Source organism: Streptomyces sp. NPDC039462 (genome assembly GCF_055639375.1).
Window position 1 is genome coordinate 830,213 of the sequence record NZ_JBVKAO010000001.1, and the last position, 23,143, is coordinate 853,355.

Here is a 23,143-nt window from a genome sequence, read left to right on the forward strand (position 1 = left end):
GAACGCGGACACCCCTGCCGACTCGACATCACTCGCTGGCCGTCGGGACACGCGACGTCCTGGGCCAGGGCTGTGGCAGCGCTTGGAGAGTACCAAACCGATTCAGGCCGAGCCAGGACCGGCCGGGTGCCCGGGGGTTGACTCAGCCTTGACTCAGGGGTGACTCAAGGTCGGCGTCCGCGGCGCTTGTCGGGCAGCCGGTGCGTCATGAAGGGCCGACTGCGCGTGAACTCCCGGAACTTCACCGCGGCGTCGGACAGGTAGGCGTCGCGGCTCCACACCAGCGTGAGCACCCGGCTGCAGTCCGGCGCGTTCAAGTGCACCCAGGCGACCGGCACTTGGGAGTCCGTGCCGGCCTGCCGGGAGATCGCCGGGATCAGGCCGATGCCGAGCCCCGCGCTGATCATGTCCTGGCTGGCGCCCGGCTCGTCGCCCTCGCAGGAGATCATCGGAGTGAGGCCCTCGGAAGCGAAGAGGCGGTCCAGGAGCGTGCGTTGCCACTGGCCGACGCGGGTCGTCACGAACGGCTCGGTGGCGATCTCACGGATCGTCACGCTCTCCTGGCCGTCGAGCCAGTGGCCGCGCGGGACGGCGAGCAGCACCTCCTCGCGGGCCAGCTCGATCATCTCCAGGTTCGTGCCGGTCAGCGGCTGTGAGGCCACACAGAAGTCGACCTCCCTGGCGCGCAGCTGACGGTCCATCTCCTCCGCGTTCGACTGGTAGAGCCGGACGTCCGCGCGGGGGTAGGCGGCGCGGAAGCTGCCGAGGAGATGGGTGATGGTCAGGAGGGTCTCGGAGGCGACGCTGACCCGGCCGAACGCCGTGTCGCGGGCGTCGCTCAGGACCCTGCGGGCGTCGTCGAGTTCACTCAGGGCGCGGTCCACGTGGTGCAGGAAGACCACGCCGTACTGGTTCAGCCGGATGCGGCGGCCCTGCCGGTCGAAGAGGGGGGTGCCGAGCTCGGCCTCCAGGCGCGCGATGGTGCGGCTCAGCGAGGGCTGGGCGACGTGCAGCTCCTCCGCGGCACGGCTGATGTGCTCGTAACGGGCGACCGTCTGGAAGTAGCGCAACTGCAGAAGATCCATGATCCACCTTCACTTATGCCTTCCTGGACATCATCACATGGCTAAACCGGTCTTGGATTGCATAAGGATTTCTCTCTACCGTCTTCATCGAGGTCACCGCACAGGTGGCGGGCAACGCGGCCCGGCACCTGCACACGCGAAGCGGCGGCCCCACCGTCCACCGTCCGTCACGACCGGCACACCGAACCCCCCCAACCGGCCACCGTCCCCCAGGAAGGTCGCATCATGAGCGCTGCGGATCTGGCCCGACTCCAGTTCGCGGCCACGACCGGCATCCACTGGCTGTTCGTGATCCTCACCATGGGACTCGTCCCCATCGTGGCGATCATGCACACCCGGGCCGCGTTCACCCGTGATCCCGCCAAGAGAGCAGTCCGGGAGCGTATGACCCGCTTCTGGGGCCAGCTCTACGTCATCAACTACGCGGTCGGCATCGTCACCGGCCTCGTCATGGAGTTCCAGTTCGGGCTCAGCTGGAGCGGCCTGAGCAAGTTCGCGGGCAACGTCTTCGGCGCCCCGCTGGCCCTCGAAACCCTCATCGCCTTCTTCGCCGAGTCCACCTTCCTCGGTATGTGGATCTTCGGCTGGGGCCGGCTGCGCAGAGGCGTGCACGTCACCCTCATCTGGCTGGTCGCCCTGACCGCGTACGCCTCCGGATACTGGATCCTGATCGCCAACGGCTTCATGCAGCACCCGGTCGGCTACGAGGTCCGCGACGGCGCCGCCTACCTGACCGACTTCGGGGCGCTGCTCACCAACTCCAGCGCTCTGATGGCCCTCTTCCACCTCTCGCTGGGCGCCCTCACGACGGGCGGCTGCTTCGTCGCCGGCGTCAGCGCCTGGCACTACCTGCGCGGCACCAAGGAGACCGAGCTCTTCCGGCCCTCCCTGAAGCTCGGGCTCTGGGTGTCGACCGTCGCCTCCTTCTTCGTGGTCGTCGTCGGCGAGATGCAGCGCCCCATCATCGAGCGCACCCAGCCGATGAAGGACGCGGTCCTGGAGAACCACGGCGTCGCCGAGCTGCAGGCCGAGCTCGTCAAGGAGCACGGGCCCGGCAACTACGTGCCCTGGCAGGACACGATGCGGATCTCGATGGACGTCATGACGCTCATCGGCAACACCGTCTCCACCATCACCTTCATCGCCCTCATCCTTCTGTGGAAGGACCGGCTGATGCGCTGGCGCTGGGCCTCCTGGGTCCTGGTCGCGACGATCCCCTTCCCGTTCATCGCCTCCGTGGGCGGCTGGATCGTCCGAGAGGTCGGCCGCCAGCCCTGGATCATCTACGGCGAGCTGACCGTCGAGGACGCGCTGTCCCACGTCGGGAAGACCTCGCTGCTCCTGTCGTGCGTCCTGTTCATCGCCATCTTCGTCGCGCTGGCCGTGACGAACTGGACCCTGATCACTCGGTTCGCGCTCCGCGGCCCCGACGCCACCCAGCTCGGCGTCAGCGATCCCCTGCCGGACGACCTGCCCGAGGGACCGGGCGGCAGCACCAGCGAGAAGCAGCCGGTGCCCGCGCTCTGAGCCGGGCAGCACCGGCACCCCCACCGAGATGACCTCCCCTGCTGTAACGGAAAGTTGAGCGAGATGAGTCTGGAGACCGTCTGGCTGGCCCTCCTGGGCCTGCTACTCGCCGGGTACTTTGTGCTCGGCGGCTACGACTACGGCGCACAGATGCTGCACCCCTTCCTCGGCCGCGGCCGAGACGGCCAGGAGGAGAAGCGCACCAGCGGAAACGCCGCCCTCGACGCCATCGCGCCGTTCTTCCTGGGCAACGAGGTCTGGCTGGTCGCCTTCGCCGGAGTCATGTTCGGCGCCTTCCCGCACCTCGAAGGCACCCTCCTGTCCGGCATGTACCCGCTGATCGTGGCGATCCTCGCCGGCCTGGTCCTCGGCAACGCCGCGGTCCAGCTCCGCCGCCGCTCCCACAGCGCCCGCGGCCGCCGGACGTGGGACGCCCTGATCGTGTTCGGCGGCGTCGTCCCCGCCGTGGCGTGGGGCCTGATCGTGGGCCTGCTGCTGCACGGCGTGCCCCGTCGCGCCGACGGCAGCTTCCACATCGGGTTCGGCGACGTGTTCACGCCGTTCGTGCTCGCCTGCGGAGCCACCACCGTGCTGCTCTTCGCGGCCCACGGCGCGACCTTCGTCGCCCTCCGCTCGGAGCCCGAACTCGCCGCACGGGCGCGGCAGCTGGCCGGCAAGCTGCTCGTCGGGGTCGCCGCCGCGGGCGCCCTCGCCCTGCTCCTCACGCTCTTCGGAGCGGGCGCCTCGATGACGAACCGCGCGACCTCGGCAGTCATCGCCGTCCTGCTCGTCGCGGCCCTCGCCGCCGCCCGGTGGTACCTCGACCGCGGACGCAACGTCCTCGCGTTCGCCGCCACCTGCGCCGCGACCGCGCTGCCCGTACTGCTCATCGGCGCCGGCCACTACCCGTACCTCCTGATCACCGACGCGGGCGCCGGCCTCGACATCGACCACGCCATCACCGACGACGCCACGCTGAAGATCCTCAGCGGCTTCGGGATCCTCGTGATCCCGACGATCCTCGCCTACCAGTTCTGGAGCTGGTGGGCCTTCCGGGGGCGGACGGGACAGCGTCACCCCAGCTACTTCTGACCCCCGGAAAGCGACGAGAGGGACCCCACGATGAAGCCCGTCGAACGCCGTCTGACGCGGGAAATACCGGCACTTCGGCGCCACATGACGTACTCCTCGGTGCTGGCCCTGGCGGGCGCCGGGCTCATCGTCACCCAGGCGGTCCTGCTGGCGACGGCGCTCGCGGACGGCTTCGCCGGACACGGCCTGCGCACCGGCACACTGGCCGCGCTCGGCGCCGTCATGGCGCTGCGCGCACTCTTGACCTGGCTCCGCGGCGTGCTCGCCCAGCGCGCCGCGGCCGACGCCAAGCGCACCCTGCGCAACCGGATCACCGGACGGCTGCAGCGGACAGGACCGCTGCGGCTGACCGCCCGCCGCCACGGCGAGACGGCCACCCTGCTCACCCGCGGCCTCGACGCCCTCGACCCCTACATCGTCGGCTACCTGCCCACGATGGCGGCCACCGCGGTCGTCCCCCTCACGGTCGTCGGCTGGGTGTGGTGGACCGACTGGACCTCCGCGCTGATCATCGTCATCACCCTGCCGCTGATCCCCGTGTTCGGCGCGCTGGTCGGCATGCACACCGCCCAACGCACCGCCCGCCAATGGCGGTTGCTCTCCCGCCTCGGCGGCCACTTCCTGGACGTGGTGGCCGGCCTGCCGACCCTGCGCGCCTTCGGCCGCGAGCGGCACCAGACCAAGGTCGTGCACGAGATGGCGGACGCCCACCGGCGTGCCACCATGCGCACCCTCCGCGTCGCCTTCCTCTCCTCTCTCGTCCTGGAGACCGTCGCCACCCTCTCCGTGGCGCTGGTCGCCGTCCCCGTCGGACTGCGGCTGCTCCACGGCGACGTCGGACTGCACACCGCCCTGGTCGTCCTCTTCCTCGCCCCCGAGGCGTATCTGCCGCTGCGCGCCATGGGCGCCGCCTTCCACGACAGCGCCGAGGGCATCGCCGTGGCCGAACGCGTCTTCGCCGTCCTCGACGAAGAGGACACGTCCCCGGCACCCGCCGACCGCGTCCCCGCCCCCGACGCCCGCACGGCCCCCCTCACCCTCGACGACGTCACCGTCCACTACCCGGGCCGCACCGAACCCGCCCTCCGCAACGTCTCCCTGAGCGTCCGCCCCGGCGAGCACATCGCCCTGGTCGGCCCGAGCGGCGCCGGCAAGTCCACGCTGCTCTCGCTCCTCCTCGGCTTCGTCACCCCCGCTTCGGGCCGGGTCGAGGCCGGCGGCACCGACCTCGCGGGACTCGACCCCGACGACTGGTGCACCCAGGTGGCGTGGGTGCCGCAGCGCCCCCACCTCGTCGCCGGGTCCGTCGCCGAGAACATCCGCCTCGGACGCCCCGAGGCGAGCGACGCCGAGGTGCGAGAGGCGGCCCGCGCCGCGTCCGCCGACCTCTTCGTCGACGAGCTGCCCCAGGGATACGACACGGTGCTCGGCGAGCACGGCGCCGGGCTCTCCGCCGGTCAGCGCCAGCGGATCGCGCTCGCCCGCGCCTTCCTCAAGGACGCCCCCGTACTGCTCCTCGACGAGCCGACCGCACACCTCGACCCCGAGAGCGAGGCCGCCGTCACCCGCGCCACCGTCGCCCTCATGCGCGGCCGCACGGCGATCGTCGTCGCCCACCGCACCAGCCTCCTCCCGCACGCGGACCGCGTCATCACGGTACGAGGGGGTGGCATCTCCGTACCCGGGGCGACGCTCGCACCCGAGGCCGCACCCGCGCACGAAGCCACGCCCGCGCCCGAACCGGCGCCGGAATTCGGGCTGGCGCCCGCCCCCGATCCGGTGCCCGCGCACGCACAGCCACCCACCCCCGGGGCAGCCCCCGCTCCCGAACTCACCCCCACCGAAAGGCTGGTGGCCTCATGAGCGTGTACACCGAGGCCGTCGTCCCGCGCGCCGACGCCCCCGGGCGGCCCGCCCGGGAGACCCGCCCCACCGTGCGGCTCCTGCGCCACCTCCTGCCGTACTGGCGCAGGCTGCTGCCCGCCGCGCTCGCCGCAGCCGGCAGCGAACTCGCCGCCGCCGCGCTGATGGCCACCGCCGCCTGGCTCATCACCCGCGCGGCCGAACAGCCGCCCCTCGCCGCGGTGAGCGTCGCGATCGTCGCCGTGCGGGCGCTGGCCCTCGGGCGTGGCGCGCTGCGCTACATCGACCGGCTCCTCGGCCACGACGGCGTGCTGCGGGCCGTCGCGGGGTTCCGCGCCCGGGTGTACGAGGCGCTCGTGCCGCTCGCCCCGGCCGGCACGCCCGCCTTCCGGAGCGGCGACCTGCTGACCCGCCTCGTCGACGACGTGGACGCCGCCCAGGACCTGCTGCTGCGCGTCATGATCCCGGCCACGGCGGCCTGCGTGGTCGCCGCGAGCGCCACCGGCCTGACCCTGGTGCTGCTGCCGGAGGCCGGTCTGCTCCTCGGACTGCTGCTGGCCGTGGCGGGGCTGCTCGTGCCCGCCCTCGTGCTCGCCCTGTCCCGCCGCGCGGGCCGGGACGAGAAGACGGCGCGCGCCGAACTCGCCGCCGTCACCGTCGACCTGACGCAGGGAGCCGCGGACCTCGCCGCGTACGGCGCCCGCGGCCGCACCCACGACCGGGCCCGCCGCGTCACGGCCAGGATCGCCGAACTGGAGCGCCACAAGGCCCTGACCACCTCGCTCGCCCAGGCCGTGGTGCTGGTGCTGCAGGGCGCGGCGACGGTCGGCGTCACCTGGCTCGCGCTGCGCGCCCACGCGGCGGGCGACCTGCCCGCCGTACAGCTCACCGTCCTCGCGGTCCTCGCGCTCGTCTCCTTCGAGGCCCTCGCACCGCTGCCCGCCGCCGCCCGCCGCTTCGCCGAGGTCCGGGCCTCCGCGCGGCGCCTCGCCGACCTGTTCGACACACCGGCGCCCGTCGCCGACCCCACAGCCCCGGACCCGCTGCCCACCGACGCACCGCTCGACGTGACCATCACCGACCTGCGGGTCCGCCACGTCCAGGACGGCCCCCCGGCCCTGGACGGGGCGAACCTGCGGCTGCCGGCCGGTCACCGGGTGGTGCTCCTCGGGGCCAGCGGGTCCGGCAAGTCGACGCTGATCGCCGCGCTCATGCGGTTCGTACCGTACGAGGCCGGCAGCATCCGCGTCGGCGGCCGCGAACTGAGCCACTGCTCCGGCGCCGACGCCCGCCGCGCGATCACCGGCATGACCCAGGACGCGCACGTCTTCCACGCCACCATCCGCGCCAACCTGCTCCTCGCCGCGCCCGACGCCACCGACGCCGACCTCCGCGAGGCGGCCCGCAGGGCGCGCATCCTGGACTGGATCGAGTCGCTGCCGGACGGCTGGGAGACCGTGCTCGGCGGGGACGGCGCCACCGTCTCGGGCGGCCAGCGCCGACGCCTGCTGCTCGCCCGCGCGCTGCTCGCCGACCCGCCCGTCCTCGTCCTCGACGAACCCACCGAGGGCCTCGACCCGGACACCGCCGCCGAGGTGCTCGCCGACATCCTCGACGCCACCCGCGGCCGCACCACGCTCCTCGTCACGCACGAGCGCTCGGGCCTCGCCGGGGCCGACGAGATCGTGACCCTGGACCGGGGCCGGATCCGTCCCGCCACCCCTGAGGACCTCGACTCCACGGCGGACGCCCCGGCCGTCGCAGCGCTCTGAGTCCCTCTTGCCAAGCTCCGGCGGGCGGCCGAAGATTGTCCCTCCTCGGACGACCTTCGAGGGGCGCTCGTGCCAGGAGTCTGAGGGCGCTCGACCTGAGTGAGGAGCGAAGGCCATGGATTTTGGGCTCGTACTGCAGACCGACCCGCCCGCCTCGGAGGTCGTCGGACTCATGAGGCGCGCGGAGCGCAACGGCTTCGACTACGGCTGGACCTTCGACTCGTCGGTCCTGTGGCAGGAGCCGTTCGTCATCTACAGCCGCATCCTCGAACACACCTCGCGGCTGACCGTCGGCCCGATGGTCACCAACCCGGGCACCAGGACCTGGGAGGTCACCGCCTCCACCTTCGCCACGCTCAACGACATGTACGGCAACCGCACCGTGTGCGGCATCGGGCGCGGCGACTCCGCGATGCGCGTCGCCGGACGCAAGCCCAACACCCTCGCCCGCCTCGCCGAGGCGATCGACGTCATCCGTGATCTCGCCGAGGGCCGCGAGGCGGACGTCGGCGGGCAGCGGCTGCGGCTGCCGTGGGTGCGGGACGGGAAGCTCCCGGTGTGGATGGCGGCGTACGGACCGAAGGCGCTCGCGCTCGCCGGGCAGAAAGCCGACGGGTTCATCCTCCAGCTCGCCGACCCGTATCTGACGCAGTGGATGGTCAAGGCCGTGCGGGACGCGGCCGCCGACGCCGGGCGCGACCCGGCGGACGTCAAGATCTGCGTGGCCGCGCCCGCGTACGTGGGAGACGACCTCGCGCACGCCAGGGAGCAGTGCAGGTGGTTCGGCGGGATGGTCGGCAACCACGTCGCCGACCTCGTCGCCAAGTACGGCGAGCACTCCTCGATGGTGCCCGAGGCCCTCACCTCGTACATCAAGGCCCGCCAGGGCTACGACTACAGCCACCACGGGCGGGCCGGGAACCCCGACACGGCCTTCGTGCCGGACGAGATCGTCGACCGGTTCTGTCTGCTGGGACCCGTCGAGGCGCACCTCGAACGGCTGGGGGAGCTCCGGGAGCTGGGCGTCGACCAGTTCGCGGTGTACGCGATGCACGACGCGCGGGAGGACGTCATCGACGCGTACGGCGCCTCGGTCATTCCCGCGCTCTCCTGAGCCGTCCGCGCGCGGCGCGGATCAGGGCACGCGGGCCGTCCACTCGGCGGTCGTGAACTTGGTCCGCACGAGGTCCTCGGCGCGCGCCATCTCCTCGTCGGTGACCTTCCCTTCGACGAGGCCGTAGCGGCCGCGGAACGAGTCGACCATGCGGTCGATGACCGCCTCGCGGGGCAGCCCGGTCTGGCGGCGCAGCGGGTCGACCCGCTTCTTGGCGCTCCGCGTGCCCTTGTCGGACAGCTTCTCCTTGCCGATGCGCAGCACTTCGAGCATCTTGTCCGCGTCGATGTCGTACGACATCGTCACGTGGTGCAGCACCGCGCCCGGGCCGCCGCCCGGCGCCACCATGCGCTTCTGCGCGGCACCCGCGATCTTCCCCGCGTCCGTCGCGATGTCGTTCAGCGGCTGGTACCACGCCTTGATGCCCATGTCGGCGAGCGCGCCGAGCACCCAGTCGTCGAGGTAGGCGTAACTGTCCTGGAAGGAGAGCCCCTGCACGAGGGCGTCCGGGACGGACAGGGAGTACGTGATGGTGTTGCCCGGCTCCACGAACATCGCCCCGCCGCCGGAGATTCGGCGCACCACGTCGATGCCGTGCCGCGCCGCGCCCTCCGCGTCGACCTCGTTGGCGAGCGACTGGAAACTGCCGATGATCACCGAGGGCGAGGCCCACTCCCACACGCGCAGCGTCGGCGGCCGCCGGCCCGCCGCGACCTCCTGCGTGAGGACCTCGTCGAGGGCCATGTGCAGCGCGGGCGGCTGCGGCGCCTCGTGGATCAGCTGCCAGTCGTAGTCGGTCCAGTCCGTCGCGTGCGCGAGGGCGCGGCGGACGGCGATCCCGACGCCCTCCGACGTCAGGCCGTACATGACCGTGCCCTCGGGGAGCGCGGCGTCGACGCGGGCGGCGAGACCCTGGGCGTCCGTGTCGGCGGGGGCGCCGTCCAGCGCGCCGTTGATCGCGTCGAGCGCCTCGTCGGGCTCCAGGAAGAAGTCACCGGCCACGCGCGTGTTCCGCAGCTCACCGCCCTCGACGTCCAGATCCACCACGACGAGCTTGCCGCCGGGGACCTTGTACTCACCGTGCACCGTGCTGCCTCCATGCCCTGTTCCGAATCGTCCCCCAACGCTAGCCCAGCGCGGGAATGTCCCGTTGTGTGCGCCGTGCGGGGGACCGCACCCCGTACGGCGCATCCCCGCACTCCGGACCGGCCGAAGGACAGGAGGAAGGAACCGCAACGGCCCGGCCCACGCCCCCTGGAGTACGCACCATGCACATCTCGGTCGTCCTGTTCACCTCCGACCTGCGGGTGCACGACCACCCGCCGCTGCGTGCCGCCCGCACGGGCGCGGACGCCGTGGTGCCGCTCTTCGTCCGCGACCGGGCCATCGCGGGCCTCGGCCTCGCGGGGCCGAACCGGGAGGCGTTCCTCGCCGACTGCCTGGCCGACCTCGACCGGATGCTGCGGGACCGCGGCGGCAGGCTCGTGGTGCGCGAGGGCGACCTCGTCGAGCAGGTGCGGTCCGTCGTCGAGGCGGCGGACGCCGACGAGGTCCACATGGCGGCCGGCGTCAGCCGGTACGCGCACGCCCGCGAGCAGCGGCTCCGCGAGGCGCTGGAGCGCGACGGCAGACGCCTGTACGTCCACGACGCCGTCGTCACCGCGGTCGCCCCCGGCGCGGTGACCCCCGCGAGCTCCGACCACTTCGCCGTCTTCACCCCCTACTTCCGTCGCTGGTCGGCCCAGGGCGTACGAGCCGTGCTCCCCGCCCCGCGCACCGTGCCCGTCCCGGACCACATCCGCTCCGTCCCTTTCCCCGCCCGCGACGCCATGGACGGCCTCTCGCCGGGGCTCGCCCGGGGCGGCGAGAGCGTCGGCCGCGCACTCTGGAAGGCCTGGCTGCGCGACGGCATCGACCGCTATACGGAGACCCACGACGACCTCGCGGCCGACGCCACATCGAAGCTCTCGCCGCACCTGCACTTCGGCACGCTGTCCGCCGCCGAACTCGTCCACGCGGCCCGCGACCGGGCGACCGCGGGCGCCGAAGGCTTCGTCAGGCAACTGTGCTGGCGCGACTTCCACCATCAGGTGCTCGCCGCCAGACCGGCCGCGGCCACCGCCGACTACCGTCCGCGCGGCGACCGCTGGCGCTCCGATGAGTCGGCGCGGGACGACATCCGGGCCTGGCAGGAGGGGCGCACGGGCTACCCCATCGTCGACGCCGCCATGCGCCAGCTGCGCCACGAGGGGTGGATGCACAACCGCGGCAGACTGCTGACCGCGAGCTTTCTGACCAAGACGCTCTACGTCGACTGGCGGGTGGGCGCCCGGTACTTCCAGCGGCTCCTCGTCGACGGCGACACCGCCAACAACCAGCTCAACTGGCAGTGGATGGCGGGGACCGGCACGGACAGCCGCCCCAACCGGGTGCTCAACCCCGTGCTCCAGGCGAAACGTTACGACCCGGACGGCACCTACGTACGCCGTTGGGTGCCCGAGCTCGGCGCGCTGCGGGGTGCGGCGGTCCACGAGCCCTGGAAGCTGCCGGACCGGGAGCGGGAACGCTACGACTACCCCGAGCCGCTCGTCGAACTGGCCGACGGACTCAGCCGGTTCAAGCAGGCTCGGGGCATCGCATGACGGACGGCAGCGGCGGGTGCCGGGTCAGGCCGTGGCGATCCTCTCGACGAGGGAGCGCACCGTCTCCAGCGCGTCGGCCGGCGGCGCGAGCGGCTCGTCCAGGTAAGGGAAGCCGATGTCGTGCACCGCGACGGCCCGCGGCGCGAGCTCCTCGGCGAGCACGCGGAGCCAGCTGCCCAACGCCGCCTTGGATGCGGTGTAGTCGGCGGTTCCCGGCTCGGGCCCGGGCGGTTCCGTACGCGACCGGGGTGCCCTCACCCCGCCGGTGGCCGCCAGCAGGAACCCCTTGTCCGCCACCACGGGAGCCGCGCCCCGCAGCACGGCCATGGGGCACAGCGCGTTCACCGTCAGGAGATGCCCGGCCACGTCGTTCGACACGTCCTCGACGGCGCCGAAACCCGTGGCCCCGACCGTCACGAGCACCCCGTCGAGCCCCAGGAGCATCCGCTCCGCCCATGGGCCGAGCGCGGAACACTGGTCCAGGTCCGACGCCTCGAAGCACCGGGCCGGTACCCCGCCGAGATCCCGCGCGAGCGCGGTGAGCCGCACCGGGTTGCGCCCGGCCAGGGCGACTTCTCCGCCGAGCTCGGCCAAGGCGCGGGCCGCTAGGCCACCGAGGACGCCGGTGGCCCCGACCACCAGAACGCGGGCACCCGAGATTTCCATGTCTGCCTCCCAACGCCTGCGCGTGTTGCCGGATGCACGGGACTTCACGCTGAACGGGCCGGACGGATGCAGCGCGCGGCGGGCCGGGAGGACGCGGCGGGCAGAGCGGGTGCCGCGGTTCCCAGGCAGCTCCGCAGGGTCCGCAGCCCGCGCCGCATGTGGCTCTTGACGGTGCCGAGCGGCAGGCCGGTCCGCTCGGCGATCTGGCTCTGCGTCAGGTCCCCGTAGAACGCGAGACGCAGCACCAACTGCTGTGCGGGCGGCAGGTTCGCGAGTTCGCGCTGGACGAGGAGCCGGTCCAGGATCTGCTCCGGACAGGAGCCGGCGGCGACGGGGGCCGCCTCCTGCCGGGCGCCCACGGCCGCCACGAGCACGGCGCGCCGGGCCCTTGCGGTGAGCGCGTCGGCGACCTTGTGCCGCGTGATGCCCACCAGCCAGCCGCCCAGGCCGCCCGCGCCCGGACGGTATCCGCGCCGCCCGCGCCAGGCGGCGAGGAACACCTGCTGCGTCACGTCCTCGGCGTCCGCGCCGTCGCCCAGCGCCCGCCCGGCGAGCCGGTGGACGAGCCGGCCCCAACGGCGGTAGGCGGCGGCGAGACAGAGCTCGTCACCGGCGGCGAAGCCCGCCGCGAGCTGCTCGTCCCCGAGCAGGTCCTCGGGGTGCCGGATGCCGTCGTGGGTCCCGGGGACGACCGTCACCATGATGCGTACTCCTCGTGCGGGGGCCGGAGTTGACCCACACTGGTGACAGTCCGTGAGAGACGACAACTTGCAGCGATTGTGCGTCGTATCGTCGCGGTATGGGAGCTACCCGGCGACCGGGCCACGCCCGGCAGAACGACCAGGACCCCGCGCTGACCACCGGGACCGTCGCCCGCAGACTGGGCGTCGCACCGACCACGCTGCGCTCGTGGGAACGGCGGTACGGAATCGGGCCCGCCGACCGCGAACAGGGCCGCCACCGCCGCTGGACCGCCGTCGACGTGGCGCGGGTGGAGGAGATGTGCCGGCTGACCGCGCTCGGCGTGCCGCCCGCGGAGGCGGCGCGCGTCGCCCTGCGGGAGACCGAGACCGAGGCCGCGATCCCGGCCCCCCGGGCCTCCCGGCGCGGCGGCGGCAGGGAGGTACTCTCCCTCCCCCTCGGCAACGTCCGCCAGGAGTGCCGCGGCCTGGCCAGGGCCGCGGTGCGCCTCGACGCCCCCGCCGTCGAGTCACAACTGCGGCTCACATTGGGCGAGTACGGCTTCATCACGGGCTGGCAGGAGGTCATGGCGCCGGCCCTGCACGCCGTCGGACGCAAGTGGGCGTCGTCCGGCGAGCGGTATGTGGAGGTCGAGCATCTGCTCTCGTGGCATGTCTCGTCCGCCTTGCGGCGCGCTCCCGGGGCGGGAGCGGGCCGGGACGCGGGCGCGTCGAGGGCCGCTCCGCCGGTGGTGCTGGCCTGCGTACCGGGGGAGCAGCACACCCTTCCCTTGGAGGCACTCACCGCCGTGCTCGGCGAACGCGGCCTGCCCACGCGGATGTTCGGTGCCGCCCTCCCCGCGGAGGCGCTGTACGAGGCGGTGCGGCGCATCGGCCCTTCGGCGGTGGTGCTCTGGGCGCACTCGCGCAACACCGCGGACCGCGCGCTGGTCCACCTGGTCGCCGACACCGAGTGGGGGGTGCGAGGGGCCCGGACCCACCCCGCCGTGCTCGTCGCGGGGCCCGGCTGGTCGCCGACGGCGGGCGCGTACGCACCCGGGGTCGAGCGCCTGACGGGGCTGCGGACGGCGGCGGACCGGATCGAGTCGCTCCTGGCGGCCTGAACCCCGACGGGGGTGGGCCGGGCCCTCGGTCACGCCGTCGTGGCCGCCACGGTCACGCGGCAGGAGAACGCCTCGTTGTCCTCCTGGAGGGCGGTGACCGACACGCTGGGGTGGCCTCCGGGGCGGGCGGCGGGCTCGACGCACGCGGTGATCACGCAGGGGGCGTCGAACTCGACGTAGCGGAAGAACGCCGACTCGAAGCGGACCGGGACGACGGTGTCCGCGCGGGGGCCCTGGACGGCGTGGGCCGCCTGCCGGGCAGCCTCAAGGAGCAGCATGCCCGGGGCGTGGTCGACGGGGTGGTCGAACAGGATGGGGTGCGACTGGTCGACCCGCAGCTGCCACTGGTCCGGTCTCGCGGTGGGCGAGAGCACGACGTCAGCGGCGTGTTCGCGGTTCACGAGAGCGGGCGGGACCACCGGAGCCGAGGCGCCGGGCGGCACGGGGGCCGCACCGGCGAGATCGCTCGGTGCCGTGTACCGGTCGCCCCGCAGCCTGCGGTAGATCGACGGGGCGTGGCTGCTGAACCGCGTGTGCGCGGTGCCGAGGTGCAGGCCGTCCCGCAGGATCTCGACGTCCATCGTGAGGGCCGCGAGACGACCGCCGCGCCGGACGATGTCGTTGCAGCTGATGCGGAGTTCGACGTCCATCGGTCCGCCGTCCGCCCACATCGCCTCGTGCGCCACCTCGTAGGTGAAGTGCTGCCAGATGAGGTGGTGGCCGAGCGGCACGTCGTAGCAGGCGTGGGAGATCAGCGGGATGCTCTGCCGCAGGGTCTCGGCGAGCAGCATCGGATCGTGCCGCCCGGCGACGGACGCGTAGAAGGAGTGGGTGCGCGGCCACCGGGCGGTGACCGTCACGCGGTCCTCGCCCACGGGCGCCCAGCCGGTGAGCAGGACTTCGGCGCGGGCGAGCTTGTGGGTGAACTCCTGTGGAACGGTCCGCAGTTGGGCTGTGCGCGTGGTCTGTGCATACGAAACGAGAGTCATGGGTCCCCCCCAGGGATGAGTGACGTCGCTGCCCGAACGGTTGCGCGAGCTCTGGTGTCCCAGAACCATGCGGAGTAAAGTAACGTGCGTTCTTTTTGTTTGTCGAGAGAGGCCGTCCGAATGCCGGAACCGAAGCAGGAGCGGGCCCAGAAGACGCGCGACGAGATCCTTCGCGCCGCTGCTGAGGTCTTCGACGAGCGCGGGTACAGCGGCGCCAGCATGCGGGAGATCATGAACCGCGCCGGTGTGACGCTCGGAGCCGTCTACTTCCACTTCCCCAACAAGGAGGCGCTGGCCCTGGCCGTCATGCGGGCTCAGCCGGCGAGCATCGTGCCCGCCCTGAAGTCGCGGGGCCTGCAGCGCCTGGTGGACATCACGTTCGTGTGGGCGCACAAGCTGCAGACGGACCCGACGCTCCGCGCGGGCGTCCGGCTCACCAGCGAGCAGACGGGTTTCGGCCTCGACGACGCCACTCCGTACCGCGAGTGGGCCCAGATCATGGAGGAGTGCCTGGCCGACGGGCTCGCGGCGGGCGACGTCCGCCCGGACGTCGACGTCCGCACGCTGGCCGAGTTCGTCGTGTCGGCGTGTACGGGCCTCCAGGCGTACTCCCTCCTGGCGACCGGCCGCGAGGACCTGCCCGAGCGGACCCGGGCGATGTGGCGACTGCTCATGCCCGCCATCGCCACGGACGAGGCCGCCCACAGCATCGACGTGAGCGAGGCGCGGGAGGCCGCCGTCAACGCCTGACGGCGCGCCCCGGCCGACGGCCGCACCCCTTGTCACCATCCATCCGCCCGACCCAACAGCAGCCAAGGACGTTCCATGCACCAGCACTTCGACCGACTGCGTCTCGTGGCGCTCAACATCGACGGTGTTCTGCTCAACGACACGTTCAGCCCCGTCATCGGCAACTTCATCACCAGTCGCGGGGGCGTGTACGACGCGGGGACCGAGCGCCGCATCCTCTCCCAGCCGCGCCGCGTCGCGGGCGTCGAGATGGCCCGCGCGGCCGGCCTCGACGTGACGGGCGAGCAGGCGCTGGAGCTCTACTTCGCCGAGCGCGACCGCTACGTCGCCGACCACCCGGTGCGGCCGAACCCCGGCGCCGCCGAACTGCTCCGGCGCGTACGCGACCTGGGGCTTCGAGTCGTCTGCTACGGAGGCCTGAGCAAGCCCCACTTCGACACCCACCTGGGGGCCTGGTCCCACCTCTTCGACGGCCCCGGTTACGTCTGCACCGACTCGTTCCGGCCGGGCATCAAGGAGATCGCCGGGGACGTCTTCGGCCTTCGCCTCGACGAGGTGTTGTTCGTGGACGACGTCGCCAGGGTCGCCGAGGCGGCCAAGGGGCTCGACGTGCCGTTCATCGGCCACCCGTGCAGCTTCCAGCGCACGTTCATGGAAGAGCTGGCGACGCGGCACATCGTCGACTCGCTGGACGCGATCGACGAGGAACTGCTGCGCACGGTCGACGCGGAGGCCGCGGCGGGCACGGTCTGGCGTTCCCCGGTGCCGAGTTGAGCCACGGACAGGAACTCACGATGAACGACACCACCACGGTCGGCACCACGAGAGACGGCGCGATGACGAACACCGGACACGGCCTGCTGGCCGGCAAGACGATCATGATCACGGGTGCCTCCAGCGGCATCGGCGCGGCGGCGGCCCGGCTCTTCGCCGCCGAAGGGGCGGCCGTGGTCGTCACGGCGCGCAGGGAGGGGCACATCGAGAAACTCGCCGCGGAGATAGCGGAGGCCGGGGGCCAGGCACTCGCGGTTGCCGGGGACGTGACGGTCCCGGCGGACGTCAAGCGCGTGGTCGACGCGGCGGTGGAGACGTACGGCCGGCTCGACGCGGGCTTCAACAACGCGGGATGGGCCACGGCGGGCACGCTGATGCACGAGACCGACGACGCCGTCTTCGACCGGGTCATGGACGTGAACGTCCGTGGTGTCTGGAACTGCATGAAGGCCCAGATCAGCGCGATGCTGGCCGACGGCCGAGGGGGAGCCGTCGTCAACACCGCGAGCGCGGCGGGCGTGGTCGCGACCGGCGCCACGGCGTCCTACATCGCGGCGAAGCACGCGGTGATCGGTCTGACGAAGGCGGGCGGCGACGAGTACGGCCGCCGGGGGATCCGGGTGAACGCCCTGGTGGTGGGGAGCACCCGGACCGAGCTCATGGACCAGGTGCTGACGGAGACGCCCTCGCTGGAGGAGAGTTTCATCTCCCGCTCCATGCAGAAGCGCATGGCCGAGCCGGTGGAGGTGGCGCAGGCCGCCGCGTGGCTGCTCAGCGACCGGTCCTCCTTCGTCACGGGCGGCTCGGTACCGGTCGACGGCGGGTGGACGGCGGCCTGACGCCCCGAGGACGGCGCGCGCGGGCGGGATCGAGCGGCCCTCGCCCGAACGCGTCCGCGTTGTCGGTGAGTTGCCAAAGGCGGGAGCGGTTCGGGCGCAAAGGCCCGGTGGGGCGGCGCGGGGCCAGTAACGTCCGGTCCGAAGCTGTCCGTCCATGGATTCGGAAGGTCTCACCGGTGCCCCTGCTCATCTCTCCCGTCCCGACGTCCTCCCCGCTGGCGGTGCCCGCGGAGGCTCCCGACCGCAATCTCGCCCTGGAGCTCGTCCGGGTCACCGAGGCGGCCGCCATGGCCGCGGGCCGCTGGGTCGGCCGCGGCGACAAGAACGGCGCGGACGGCGCCGCGGTCCGGGCCATGCGGACCCTGGTCCACACCGTCTCGATGAACGGCGTCGTCGTCATCGGCGAGGGCGAGAAGGACGAAGCCCCGATGCTCTTCAACGGAGAGCGCATCGGCGACGGCACCGGCGCCGAGGTCGACATCGCCGTCGACCCCATCGACGGCACCACCCTGACCGCCAAGGGCATGCCCAACGCGATCGCCGTGCTGGCCGCCGCCGACCGCGGCGCCATGTTCGACCCCTCCGCCGTGTTCTACATGGACAAGCTGGTCACCGGCCCCGAGGCCGCGGACTACGTCGACATCAACGCGCCCGCCTCGGTCAACATCCGCCGCGTCGCCAAGGCCAAGAACTCCTCGCCCGAGGACGTCACGGTCATGATCCTGGACCGCCCCCGCCACGAGGGCATCGTCAAGGAGATCCGCGAGACCGGCGCCCGCATCAAGTTCATCTCCGACGGCGATGTGGCCGGATCGGTCATGGCCGTGCGCGAGGGCACCGGCGTCGACCTGCTCATGGGCATCGGCGGCACCCCCGAAGGCATCATCTCCGCCTGCGCCATCAAGTGCCTGGGCGGCGTCATCCAGGGCAAGCTGTGGCCCAAGGACGACGCCGAGCGCCGGCGCGCCCTGGACGCGGGCCACGACCTGGACCGCACCCTGTCCACCGACGACCTGGTCAAGGGCGACAACGTCTTCTTCGTCGCCACCGGCATCACCGACGGCGAACTGCTCCAGGGCGTCCGCTACCGCGCCGCCACCGCCTCCACGTCCTCACTGGTCATGCGCTCCAAGTCGGGCACCATCCGCAAGATCGACTCCGACCACCGCCTCTCGAAGCTGCGCGCCTACAGCGCCATCGACTTCGACCAGGCGAGCTGAGGGCCCGGGCCGACGGCCCCGGGGGCCCGGCCTCCCGCGATGAGCCGGTGGTACGCGTACGCGGCGGAAGCCAGCGTCATGTGGTGGTGCCAGCCGGGATACGAACGCCCCTCGAAGTCGCGCAGGCCGTAGTTCTCCGTGAGGTCCGCGAGGGCGGCGACCGTGCCGGACTGCGTCTGCACGAGGGGCAGCAGGTCGTGCAGCGGCGGGCGCACCAGGCTGGTGAGCCAGACGCGCCCGACCCCCTGGGCCCCGGGGCGCCGCCGGGCGAAGAGGCGGTAGACGCCGGGGGAGACACCGCGCCGTCCCGGCAGGCGCACCAGGGCGGAGACCAGGCGGTCGCCGCGCTGCGGGCCGTGCCGGAGTCCGGCCGCGGTGGCCACCGCCCCCTTGGGAGCGAGGAGTTGGAGGAGCCGGCCGGCGGTGAGCACCCCGTCGGGCGAGCCCGGCGCGACCACGCGCTGGCCCTCCGGCACGATCCGGAGGCCGTGCGGCACGGCGATCACGCAGTCGCGCCCGCGCGCGGTCAGCTCCGTGGCCAGGTGCGCCCCGGACGTCGGGTGGTGGCTCGTGTCGGCGACGACCGGCACCGGTTCACGGCGGCTGAAGGGGGCGAGCGAGTCGATGAGGTCCAGGGCGTGCTCCGCGGCGGAACAGTGCCGCACGGTCTCCGGGATGCGCGTCCGCGCACGCAGCTCCTCGTCCTCGTGCCACTCCTTGGAGAGCCGCAGCCGCCAGTCCACGGGGACGTGCGCGGTGTCCGACGAAAGGAACAGGCCTATTCCCATCTGGCAGTTGACCGTACGGCCGGTGGATCGCTCGAAGCGCTGGTGCACCCCGCAGGAGTGGCTGCCGCGCTTGGGCAGCACCGCGACGCCGATGGTCCAGGCACGCACCCGCAGGCGGCTCTCGGTCAGGCGCAGCAGCTCACGGCGGGCCGGCTCCCAGTCCCAGGGGCTCGCGTTGGCGAACTGGTGCAGGGACTGGGCGGCCGTCGGGCCCGCGTGCAGCTGGGCCGCGAGCCGCCTGACCGACTTCCTGCCGGGCGTGGTGAGCAGTCCCAGCACATAGGCGGCGGCCCAGCGCCGCTGATCGGCGCGGCGCAGGTGCCCGAAGACGGTCTCCGCGTACGAGCTGATCGACGTGTCCGCGATCAGCTCGGGCAGCCGGTGGTCCTGGAGCTCTGTCATGGCTTTCCCTCCCCGTGATGGCGCCTGACTCCGGCAATAATAGAGAACGTTCGTTTTCTTTTGAAGTCCCGGGGGCAGGTGGTCGCTACTTGGCCAACTTCAGTGCCCCCCGACAACCGGAGGGGCGACTTTCGGAAGTCGGCGTTGTCGGCGCTCCGCCCAGTGCCCACAGTGGCTGTGGCGTGCAGGACCGGAGCGGGATCTGGGACTCCGGGGAACAGGGAAGGGCGCGATGGTGAAGCAGGAACGGGCCGCGAGGACCAGGGAGGCCCTGGTCCGCGCGGCGGCCCGCGAGTTCGAGCACACGGGGTACGAGGGCACATCCCTGGGCCGCGTCGCCCGGTCCGCCGGCATCTCGGTCGGCGCCCTCACCTTCCACTTCGCCTCCAAGGCAGGTCTCGCCCAGGCGGTGCGGACGCGCGGGGACGCCGCCGTCCGCGCGTGTGTGGCACAGGCGAGCACGGCCACGACGCCGCCGCTCGACACCGTGGTCGCGCTGACGCTCGATCTGGCGCGGCTGCTCGAACGGGACGAGGTGGTGCGGGCGGCGACCCGGCTGTGGCGCGAACTCCCCGACGAGGACGGCACGTGGTCCGCGCTCTGGCTGCCCACGGTGGCCGAGACCCTGGCCCGCGCGGACCGGGGCGGACTCGGCCCCGCCGTCAACGAGGACGACGTGGTCCTCCTCGCCGAATACCTCCTGGCCGGCGCGGAGTCCCGCCTCTCGGGGCGGCTGCACGGTGTGCCGGGCGGTGGCGAGGACGCGGGTGCGGGTGCCGGCGAGGGGGAGAGCGGCGGCAGCGTGGAGCGGCACCTCTCCCGCCTCTGGGCGCTCGTCCTCCCGGGGCTCTCCGCCTCGTCGTAGTACGGCGGACGCGCGCAACCGCCGCCGCGAGCACGGCTGTTGACCCGAGTGGTCGACGCGCGGGCGGCGACGCGCAAGCGAAGAGATCCAAGACCCGGCGGGCCGACGTGGCCCCGCCACCGTGCGGCCGCGGCGCGCACGGCAGTTGGTCCGGCACGTATCTGGAAGGTGGGTCGGTGAGCAGACGGAGTGAACCCGCTGTCCTCGCACGCGAGTCGGCTGTCCCCTGGGGCGGACCCGGCGGCGGACCGGCATGGGGGAGGGGTGGCGGACTGCCGCGACGGGCGTCCGGCGGCCTGCTGCGGGCGACGGGGCACGGGGTGCCGCACGAGCGCCCGGGCGGACGCGACCGCGACGTGCTCGCCGTGGACGACCTCCTGGAACGGCTGCGGGAGGACGGTGACACGGACGCCGTCGGACTGCGCTTCCTGCCGGCGCTCGACCGGCTCCTGCGCTCCCTCGACACCGAGGCCGACCTGCACGCCGAGGGCCGCAGGGCCGCCCGCTCCGAGCTGCTGTCGGCCCTCCAGAAGCAGCAGCAGATGATCCGGCTGCTGCGGGACCGGCCCGAGATCACGCTGAACGACATCCGGGCCCCGCTCTTCGTCACCGGACTCCCGGGCAGCGGCGCCGCGATGCTGCACAACGCCCTCGCGGAGCACCCCTGCCTCGACGCCCCGACCCTGGCCGAACTGCACGACCCGGCAGGCCGCCCCACCACCCTCCGGCAGCGCCGCGCCGCACTGGACCGCGCCGGGAGCATCGCGCGGAACCTGACGCGCGCCACCGCGGGGCGGGGCTCCGGGCTCCTCGTCGGCGCCACCCGGCCCGGCGGCTGCCACCGGCTTCTCGGCAACGCGTTCCACGGCATGGCGGCGACACTCTCCTGGCGCGTCCCCGGCTACGCCGCATGGCTGGAGACCGCGGACCCGACAGAGGCGTACGCGTTCCACCGCGCCCAGATCCAGGCGGTCACCTGGCGGATCCCGGCCTCCAGGCTCGTCCTGCGCGACTCCTTCCACGCCCGCGGTCTGAAGCAGCTGCTGCGGGTCTACCCCGACGCCAAGGTGGTCCAGGTGCACCGTGATCCGGCGGACACCGTCGCCGCGTGCGCCGGCATCGCCACGGCCCTGCGCGGACGGACGGCCCGTCAAGTGCGGCCCGCCGGGCAGGAGTGGGCCGACCGCGTCGAGCGCCATCTCGTGGCGGCCGAGCGGGCGCGGCTCGACGTGCCCCGGGGGCGGCTGCTGGACATTCGCTTCGACGACCTGGTGGCGGACCCGGCCGGGCAGGTGCGTGCCGTGCTCGCCTTCGCCGGCGTCACCGCGACGCCGATGTTCGACCGGGTGGCGTCGACGTTCATCGACGGAACGGCCCGCGAGGCACGCCGTGCCCGCCCCTTCCAGCCCGCCGAATTCGGTCTCTCCCGGCGGGAGTTGACCAGCCGCTTCGCCCTGTACCGGGCGAGGTACGGGGTCTGAGACCCCCCTGAAGCCCCTACACGTACGCAGATACACATATGCAGACTCGAGAAAGCGAGTGCCGTCGGTGACCGTGGAAATTGACCGGGCGACGACCCTGGACTTCGACCAGGCGACGCGACCGCCCCTGCGGGCGGCGCCCGAAAGCGCCGAACCGGCCGTCCCGCCCTGGCGGCTGGCTCTCACCGTGGGCGTCGTCGCCCTGGGCGGGCTGCTCTTCGGCTTCGACACGGGCGTCATCTCGGGCGCCCTGCTGTTCCTCAAGGAGGACTTCCACCTCACGTCGTTCCAGGAAGGCGCGGTCATCTCGTCCCTGCTCCTCGGCGCGGCGGCCGGCGCACTCTGGAGCGGTGCCCCCGCCGACCGCTGGGGGCGCCGCAAGACGCTGATCGCCGTCGCCGCCACCTTCACCCTGGGGCTCGCCCTCGCCACCCTGGCCACCGGCTTCTGGACCCTGGTGGCCGCGCGGGTGATCCTCGGCGTCGCCGTGGGCTCCGCGTCCTCGCTCGTACCGCTGTACCTGGCCGAGGTGGCGCCGCCCAGGCTGCGCGGCCGCCTCATCACGGTGAACCAGATCCTGCTCACCGCGGGCATCCTCGTCTCGTACCTGATCAACCTCTGGTTCGCCGGGGACGCCAACTGGCGTGCGATGTTCGGCGTGGGCCTGGTCCCGTCCGTCCTGATGCTGGCCGGCCTCTTCTTCGTGCCCGAGAGCCCCGTGTGGACCGAGCGGAGGCGCCGCGCCGGGCTCCGGGACCAGGGGGTGAGCCGGAGTGAGGGGCCCGCCGCGTCGGGCGCAGGCCCCGCCGCCCCGCGCGGGATGCTGGCCGAGCCCGTCGTGCGGCGCGCGCTGCTGATCGGCGTCACGATCGGGGCGGTGCAGCAGTTCGCCGGGATCAACACGATCATCTACTACGCCCCCAGCATCATGCAGCGGGCCGGCCTGCCGGCCACCAACTCGATCCTGTACTCCGTCGCCATCGGCGTGGCCAACCTGCTCATGACGGTCGCCGCGATCCCGCTGGTCGACCGGGCGGGCCGCAAGCCGCTCCTCGTCTTCTCCCTGATCGGCATGGCGGCGGCGCTCGTGCCGCTCGGCTGCGCCCTGAACGGGGCGTTCGGCGGGGCCTCGCACGGGGTCAGCCTGGTCTCCATGGGGCTCTACGTGTCCGCCTTCGCGGTCGGCATCGGCCCGGTCTTCTGGATCCTCGCCGCGGAGATCTTCCCGCCGGCCGTGCGCGCCAGGGGCGTGGCGCTGTGCGTCCTCGTCAACTGGTCCGCCAACTTCGTCGTGGGCCAGCTCTTCCTGCCCGCGGCCGACCTGTTCGGCGAGGCCGCCGTCTTCTGGTGCTTCGCCGCGGTCTGCGCCGGTGCCCTGGTCTTCGTGGTGCGCGTGGTCCCCGAGACGAAGAACCGCTCCTTCGCCGCGATCCAACGGGACCTGACGGCACGCGCAAAGCAGCTTTAACC

General features: G+C 72.8%; 20 protein-coding genes. 14 read left to right on the forward strand and 6 right to left on the reverse strand.

The window, feature by feature from the left end; genetic code table 11:
* Positions 1–164: 164 nt before the first annotated feature.
* Positions 165–1,085, reverse strand: a complete 921-nt coding sequence (locus ACZ7LU_RS03465) for a LysR family transcriptional regulator (RefSeq protein WP_398312923.1) — start codon at positions 1,083–1,085, stop codon at positions 165–167.
* Positions 1,086–1,310: 225 nt separating this feature from the next.
* On the opposite strand from ACZ7LU_RS03465, the gene ACZ7LU_RS03470 reads away from it, so the two are divergent.
* The 5 genes from ACZ7LU_RS03470 (at position 1,311) to ACZ7LU_RS03490 (ending at position 8,453) form a co-directional block, all read left to right on the forward strand.
* Positions 1,311–2,612: a cytochrome ubiquinol oxidase subunit I gene (locus tag ACZ7LU_RS03470; protein ID WP_471915539.1), complete on the forward strand. Its 1,302-nt coding sequence runs from the start codon at positions 1,311–1,313 to the stop codon at positions 2,610–2,612.
* Between the two features lie 63 nt (positions 2,613–2,675).
* Positions 2,676–3,704, forward strand: a complete 1,029-nt coding sequence (gene cydB, locus ACZ7LU_RS03475; RefSeq protein ID WP_471915540.1) for a cytochrome d ubiquinol oxidase subunit II — start codon at positions 2,676–2,678, stop codon at positions 3,702–3,704.
* A gap of 30 nt (positions 3,705–3,734) precedes the next feature.
* Positions 3,735–5,567 (forward strand): thiol reductant ABC exporter subunit CydD, encoded by a 1,833-nt coding sequence (gene cydD, locus ACZ7LU_RS03480; protein WP_471915541.1) that lies wholly within the window; start codon positions 3,735–3,737, stop codon positions 5,565–5,567.
* Complete coding sequence (gene cydC / locus ACZ7LU_RS03485; protein WP_471915542.1) at positions 5,564–7,339, forward strand: thiol reductant ABC exporter subunit CydC; 1,776 nt, start codon at positions 5,564–5,566, stop codon at positions 7,337–7,339. Before cydD ends, cydC begins: the two co-directional genes overlap by 4 nt.
* A gap of 115 nt (positions 7,340–7,454) precedes the next feature.
* Positions 7,455–8,453, forward strand: coding sequence for a TIGR03842 family LLM class F420-dependent oxidoreductase (locus ACZ7LU_RS03490; protein ID WP_471915543.1), 999 nt, complete (start codon positions 7,455–7,457; stop codon positions 8,451–8,453).
* A 21-nt stretch (positions 8,454–8,474) separates the two neighbouring features.
* Here ACZ7LU_RS03490 and ACZ7LU_RS03495 read toward each other — a convergent pair whose 3' ends face one another.
* Positions 8,475–9,539, reverse strand: coding sequence for a lipoate--protein ligase family protein (locus ACZ7LU_RS03495; protein ID WP_470982908.1), 1,065 nt, complete (start codon positions 9,537–9,539; stop codon positions 8,475–8,477).
* 182 nt (positions 9,540–9,721) lie between these two features.
* On the opposite strand from ACZ7LU_RS03495, the gene ACZ7LU_RS03500 reads away from it, so the two are divergent.
* Positions 9,722–11,095 carry a cryptochrome/photolyase family protein gene (locus ACZ7LU_RS03500; protein ID WP_471915544.1) on the forward strand — a complete coding sequence of 458 codons (1,374 nt, stop codon included), beginning with the start codon at positions 9,722–9,724 and terminating at the stop codon, positions 11,093–11,095.
* 24 nt (positions 11,096–11,119) lie between these two features.
* On the opposite strand, the gene ACZ7LU_RS03505 is transcribed toward ACZ7LU_RS03500, so the two are convergent.
* Together ACZ7LU_RS03505 and ACZ7LU_RS03510 are read right to left on the reverse strand one after the other, a co-directional pair.
* Positions 11,120–11,761, reverse strand: coding sequence for an SDR family NAD(P)-dependent oxidoreductase (locus ACZ7LU_RS03505; protein ID WP_471915545.1), 642 nt, complete (start codon positions 11,759–11,761; stop codon positions 11,120–11,122).
* 44 nt (positions 11,762–11,805) lie between these two features.
* Positions 11,806–12,462, reverse strand: a complete 657-nt coding sequence (locus ACZ7LU_RS03510) for an RNA polymerase sigma factor (RefSeq protein ID WP_471915546.1) — start codon at positions 12,460–12,462, stop codon at positions 11,806–11,808.
* Positions 12,463–12,560: 98 nt separating this feature from the next.
* Here ACZ7LU_RS03510 and ACZ7LU_RS03515 point away from each other — a divergent pair, with 98 nt between their 5' ends.
* Positions 12,561–13,565: a MerR family transcriptional regulator gene (locus ACZ7LU_RS03515; protein WP_471915547.1), complete on the forward strand. Its 1,005-nt coding sequence runs from the start codon at positions 12,561–12,563 to the stop codon at positions 13,563–13,565.
* Between the two features lie 29 nt (positions 13,566–13,594).
* Here ACZ7LU_RS03515 and ACZ7LU_RS03520 read toward each other — a convergent pair whose 3' ends face one another.
* Positions 13,595–14,554: a ScbA/BarX family gamma-butyrolactone biosynthesis protein gene (locus ACZ7LU_RS03520; RefSeq protein ID WP_471915548.1), complete on the reverse strand. Its 960-nt coding sequence runs from the start codon at positions 14,552–14,554 to the stop codon at positions 13,595–13,597.
* A gap of 120 nt (positions 14,555–14,674) precedes the next feature.
* Between ACZ7LU_RS03520 and ACZ7LU_RS03525 the strand changes: the two genes are divergently transcribed.
* The 4 genes from ACZ7LU_RS03525 to glpX all read left to right on the forward strand — a co-directional run bounded on the left by ACZ7LU_RS03525 (position 14,675) and on the right by glpX (position 18,137).
* Complete coding sequence (locus ACZ7LU_RS03525; RefSeq protein ID WP_398312889.1) at positions 14,675–15,304, forward strand: ScbR family autoregulator-binding transcription factor; 630 nt, start codon at positions 14,675–14,677, stop codon at positions 15,302–15,304.
* Positions 15,305–15,379: 75 nt separating this feature from the next.
* Positions 15,380–16,078 carry an HAD family hydrolase gene (locus ACZ7LU_RS03530; protein ID WP_471915549.1) on the forward strand — a complete coding sequence of 233 codons (699 nt, stop codon included), beginning with the start codon at positions 15,380–15,382 and terminating at the stop codon, positions 16,076–16,078.
* Between the two features lie 62 nt (positions 16,079–16,140).
* Positions 16,141–16,917 carry an SDR family NAD(P)-dependent oxidoreductase gene (locus tag ACZ7LU_RS03535; protein ID WP_471916470.1) on the forward strand — a complete coding sequence of 259 codons (777 nt, stop codon included), beginning with the start codon at positions 16,141–16,143 and terminating at the stop codon, positions 16,915–16,917.
* A gap of 188 nt (positions 16,918–17,105) precedes the next feature.
* Positions 17,106–18,137 carry a class II fructose-bisphosphatase gene (glpX, locus tag ACZ7LU_RS03540; protein ID WP_470982946.1) on the forward strand — a complete coding sequence of 344 codons (1,032 nt, stop codon included), beginning with the start codon at positions 17,106–17,108 and terminating at the stop codon, positions 18,135–18,137.
* Here the strand turns inward: glpX and ACZ7LU_RS03545 are convergent.
* On the reverse strand, positions 18,104–19,327 hold the full coding sequence (locus ACZ7LU_RS03545; protein ID WP_471915550.1) for an IS701 family transposase: 1,224 nt from the start codon (positions 19,325–19,327) through the stop codon (positions 18,104–18,106). The genes glpX and ACZ7LU_RS03545 overlap by 34 nt on opposite strands.
* A gap of 232 nt (positions 19,328–19,559) precedes the next feature.
* Between ACZ7LU_RS03545 and ACZ7LU_RS03550 the strand changes: the two genes are divergently transcribed.
* The 3 genes from ACZ7LU_RS03550 (at position 19,560) to ACZ7LU_RS03560 (ending at position 23,141) form a co-directional block, all read left to right on the forward strand.
* A complete protein-coding gene (locus ACZ7LU_RS03550) occupies positions 19,560–20,192 on the forward strand; it encodes a TetR family transcriptional regulator (RefSeq protein WP_398299932.1) in 633 nt (210 codons plus the stop codon).
* 176 nt (positions 20,193–20,368) lie between these two features.
* Complete coding sequence (locus ACZ7LU_RS03555; RefSeq protein ID WP_471915551.1) at positions 20,369–21,673, forward strand: sulfotransferase family protein; 1,305 nt, start codon at positions 20,369–20,371, stop codon at positions 21,671–21,673.
* 67 nt (positions 21,674–21,740) lie between these two features.
* Positions 21,741–23,141 (forward strand): MFS transporter, encoded by a 1,401-nt coding sequence (locus tag ACZ7LU_RS03560; protein ID WP_471915552.1) that lies wholly within the window; start codon positions 21,741–21,743, stop codon positions 23,139–23,141.
* Positions 23,142–23,143 lie beyond the last annotated feature (2 nt).

What these genes read in the sequence shown, in the direction of transcription:
- ACZ7LU_RS03525 (WP_398312889.1), top strand. Translation starts at nt 14,675, where the DNA reads ATGCCGGAACCGAAGCAGGAGCGGGCCCAGAAGACGCGCGACGAGATC.
- ACZ7LU_RS03550 (WP_398299932.1), top strand. Translation starts at nt 19,560, where the DNA reads ATGGTGAAGCAGGAACGGGCCGCGAGGACCAGGGAGGCCCTGGTCCGC.
- ACZ7LU_RS03530 (WP_471915549.1), top strand. Translation starts at nt 15,380, where the DNA reads ATGCACCAGCACTTCGACCGACTGCGTCTCGTGGCGCTCAACATCGAC.
- ACZ7LU_RS03545 (WP_471915550.1), bottom strand. Translation starts at nt 19,327, where the DNA reads ATGACAGAGCTCCAGGACCACCGGCTGCCCGAGCTGATCGCGGACACG.
- ACZ7LU_RS03515 (WP_471915547.1), top strand. Translation starts at nt 12,561, where the DNA reads ATGGGAGCTACCCGGCGACCGGGCCACGCCCGGCAGAACGACCAGGAC.
- ACZ7LU_RS03505 (WP_471915545.1), bottom strand. Translation starts at nt 11,761, where the DNA reads ATGGAAATCTCGGGTGCCCGCGTTCTGGTGGTCGGGGCCACCGGCGTC.
- ACZ7LU_RS03465 (WP_398312923.1), bottom strand. Translation starts at nt 1,085, where the DNA reads ATGGATCTTCTGCAGTTGCGCTACTTCCAGACGGTCGCCCGTTACGAG.
- ACZ7LU_RS03510 (WP_471915546.1), bottom strand. Translation starts at nt 12,462, where the DNA reads ATGGTGACGGTCGTCCCCGGGACCCACGACGGCATCCGGCACCCCGAG.
- ACZ7LU_RS03500 (WP_471915544.1), top strand. Translation starts at nt 9,722, where the DNA reads ATGCACATCTCGGTCGTCCTGTTCACCTCCGACCTGCGGGTGCACGAC.
- cydD (WP_471915541.1), top strand. Translation starts at nt 3,735, where the DNA reads ATGAAGCCCGTCGAACGCCGTCTGACGCGGGAAATACCGGCACTTCGG.
- ACZ7LU_RS03520 (WP_471915548.1), bottom strand. Translation starts at nt 14,554, where the DNA reads ATGACTCTCGTTTCGTATGCACAGACCACGCGCACAGCCCAACTGCGG.
- cydB (WP_471915540.1), top strand. Translation starts at nt 2,676, where the DNA reads ATGAGTCTGGAGACCGTCTGGCTGGCCCTCCTGGGCCTGCTACTCGCC.
- ACZ7LU_RS03535 (WP_471916470.1), top strand. Translation starts at nt 16,141, where the DNA reads ATGACGAACACCGGACACGGCCTGCTGGCCGGCAAGACGATCATGATC.
- ACZ7LU_RS03490 (WP_471915543.1), top strand. Translation starts at nt 7,455, where the DNA reads ATGGATTTTGGGCTCGTACTGCAGACCGACCCGCCCGCCTCGGAGGTC.
- cydC (WP_471915542.1), top strand. Translation starts at nt 5,564, where the DNA reads ATGAGCGTGTACACCGAGGCCGTCGTCCCGCGCGCCGACGCCCCCGGG.
- ACZ7LU_RS03470 (WP_471915539.1), top strand. Translation starts at nt 1,311, where the DNA reads ATGAGCGCTGCGGATCTGGCCCGACTCCAGTTCGCGGCCACGACCGGC.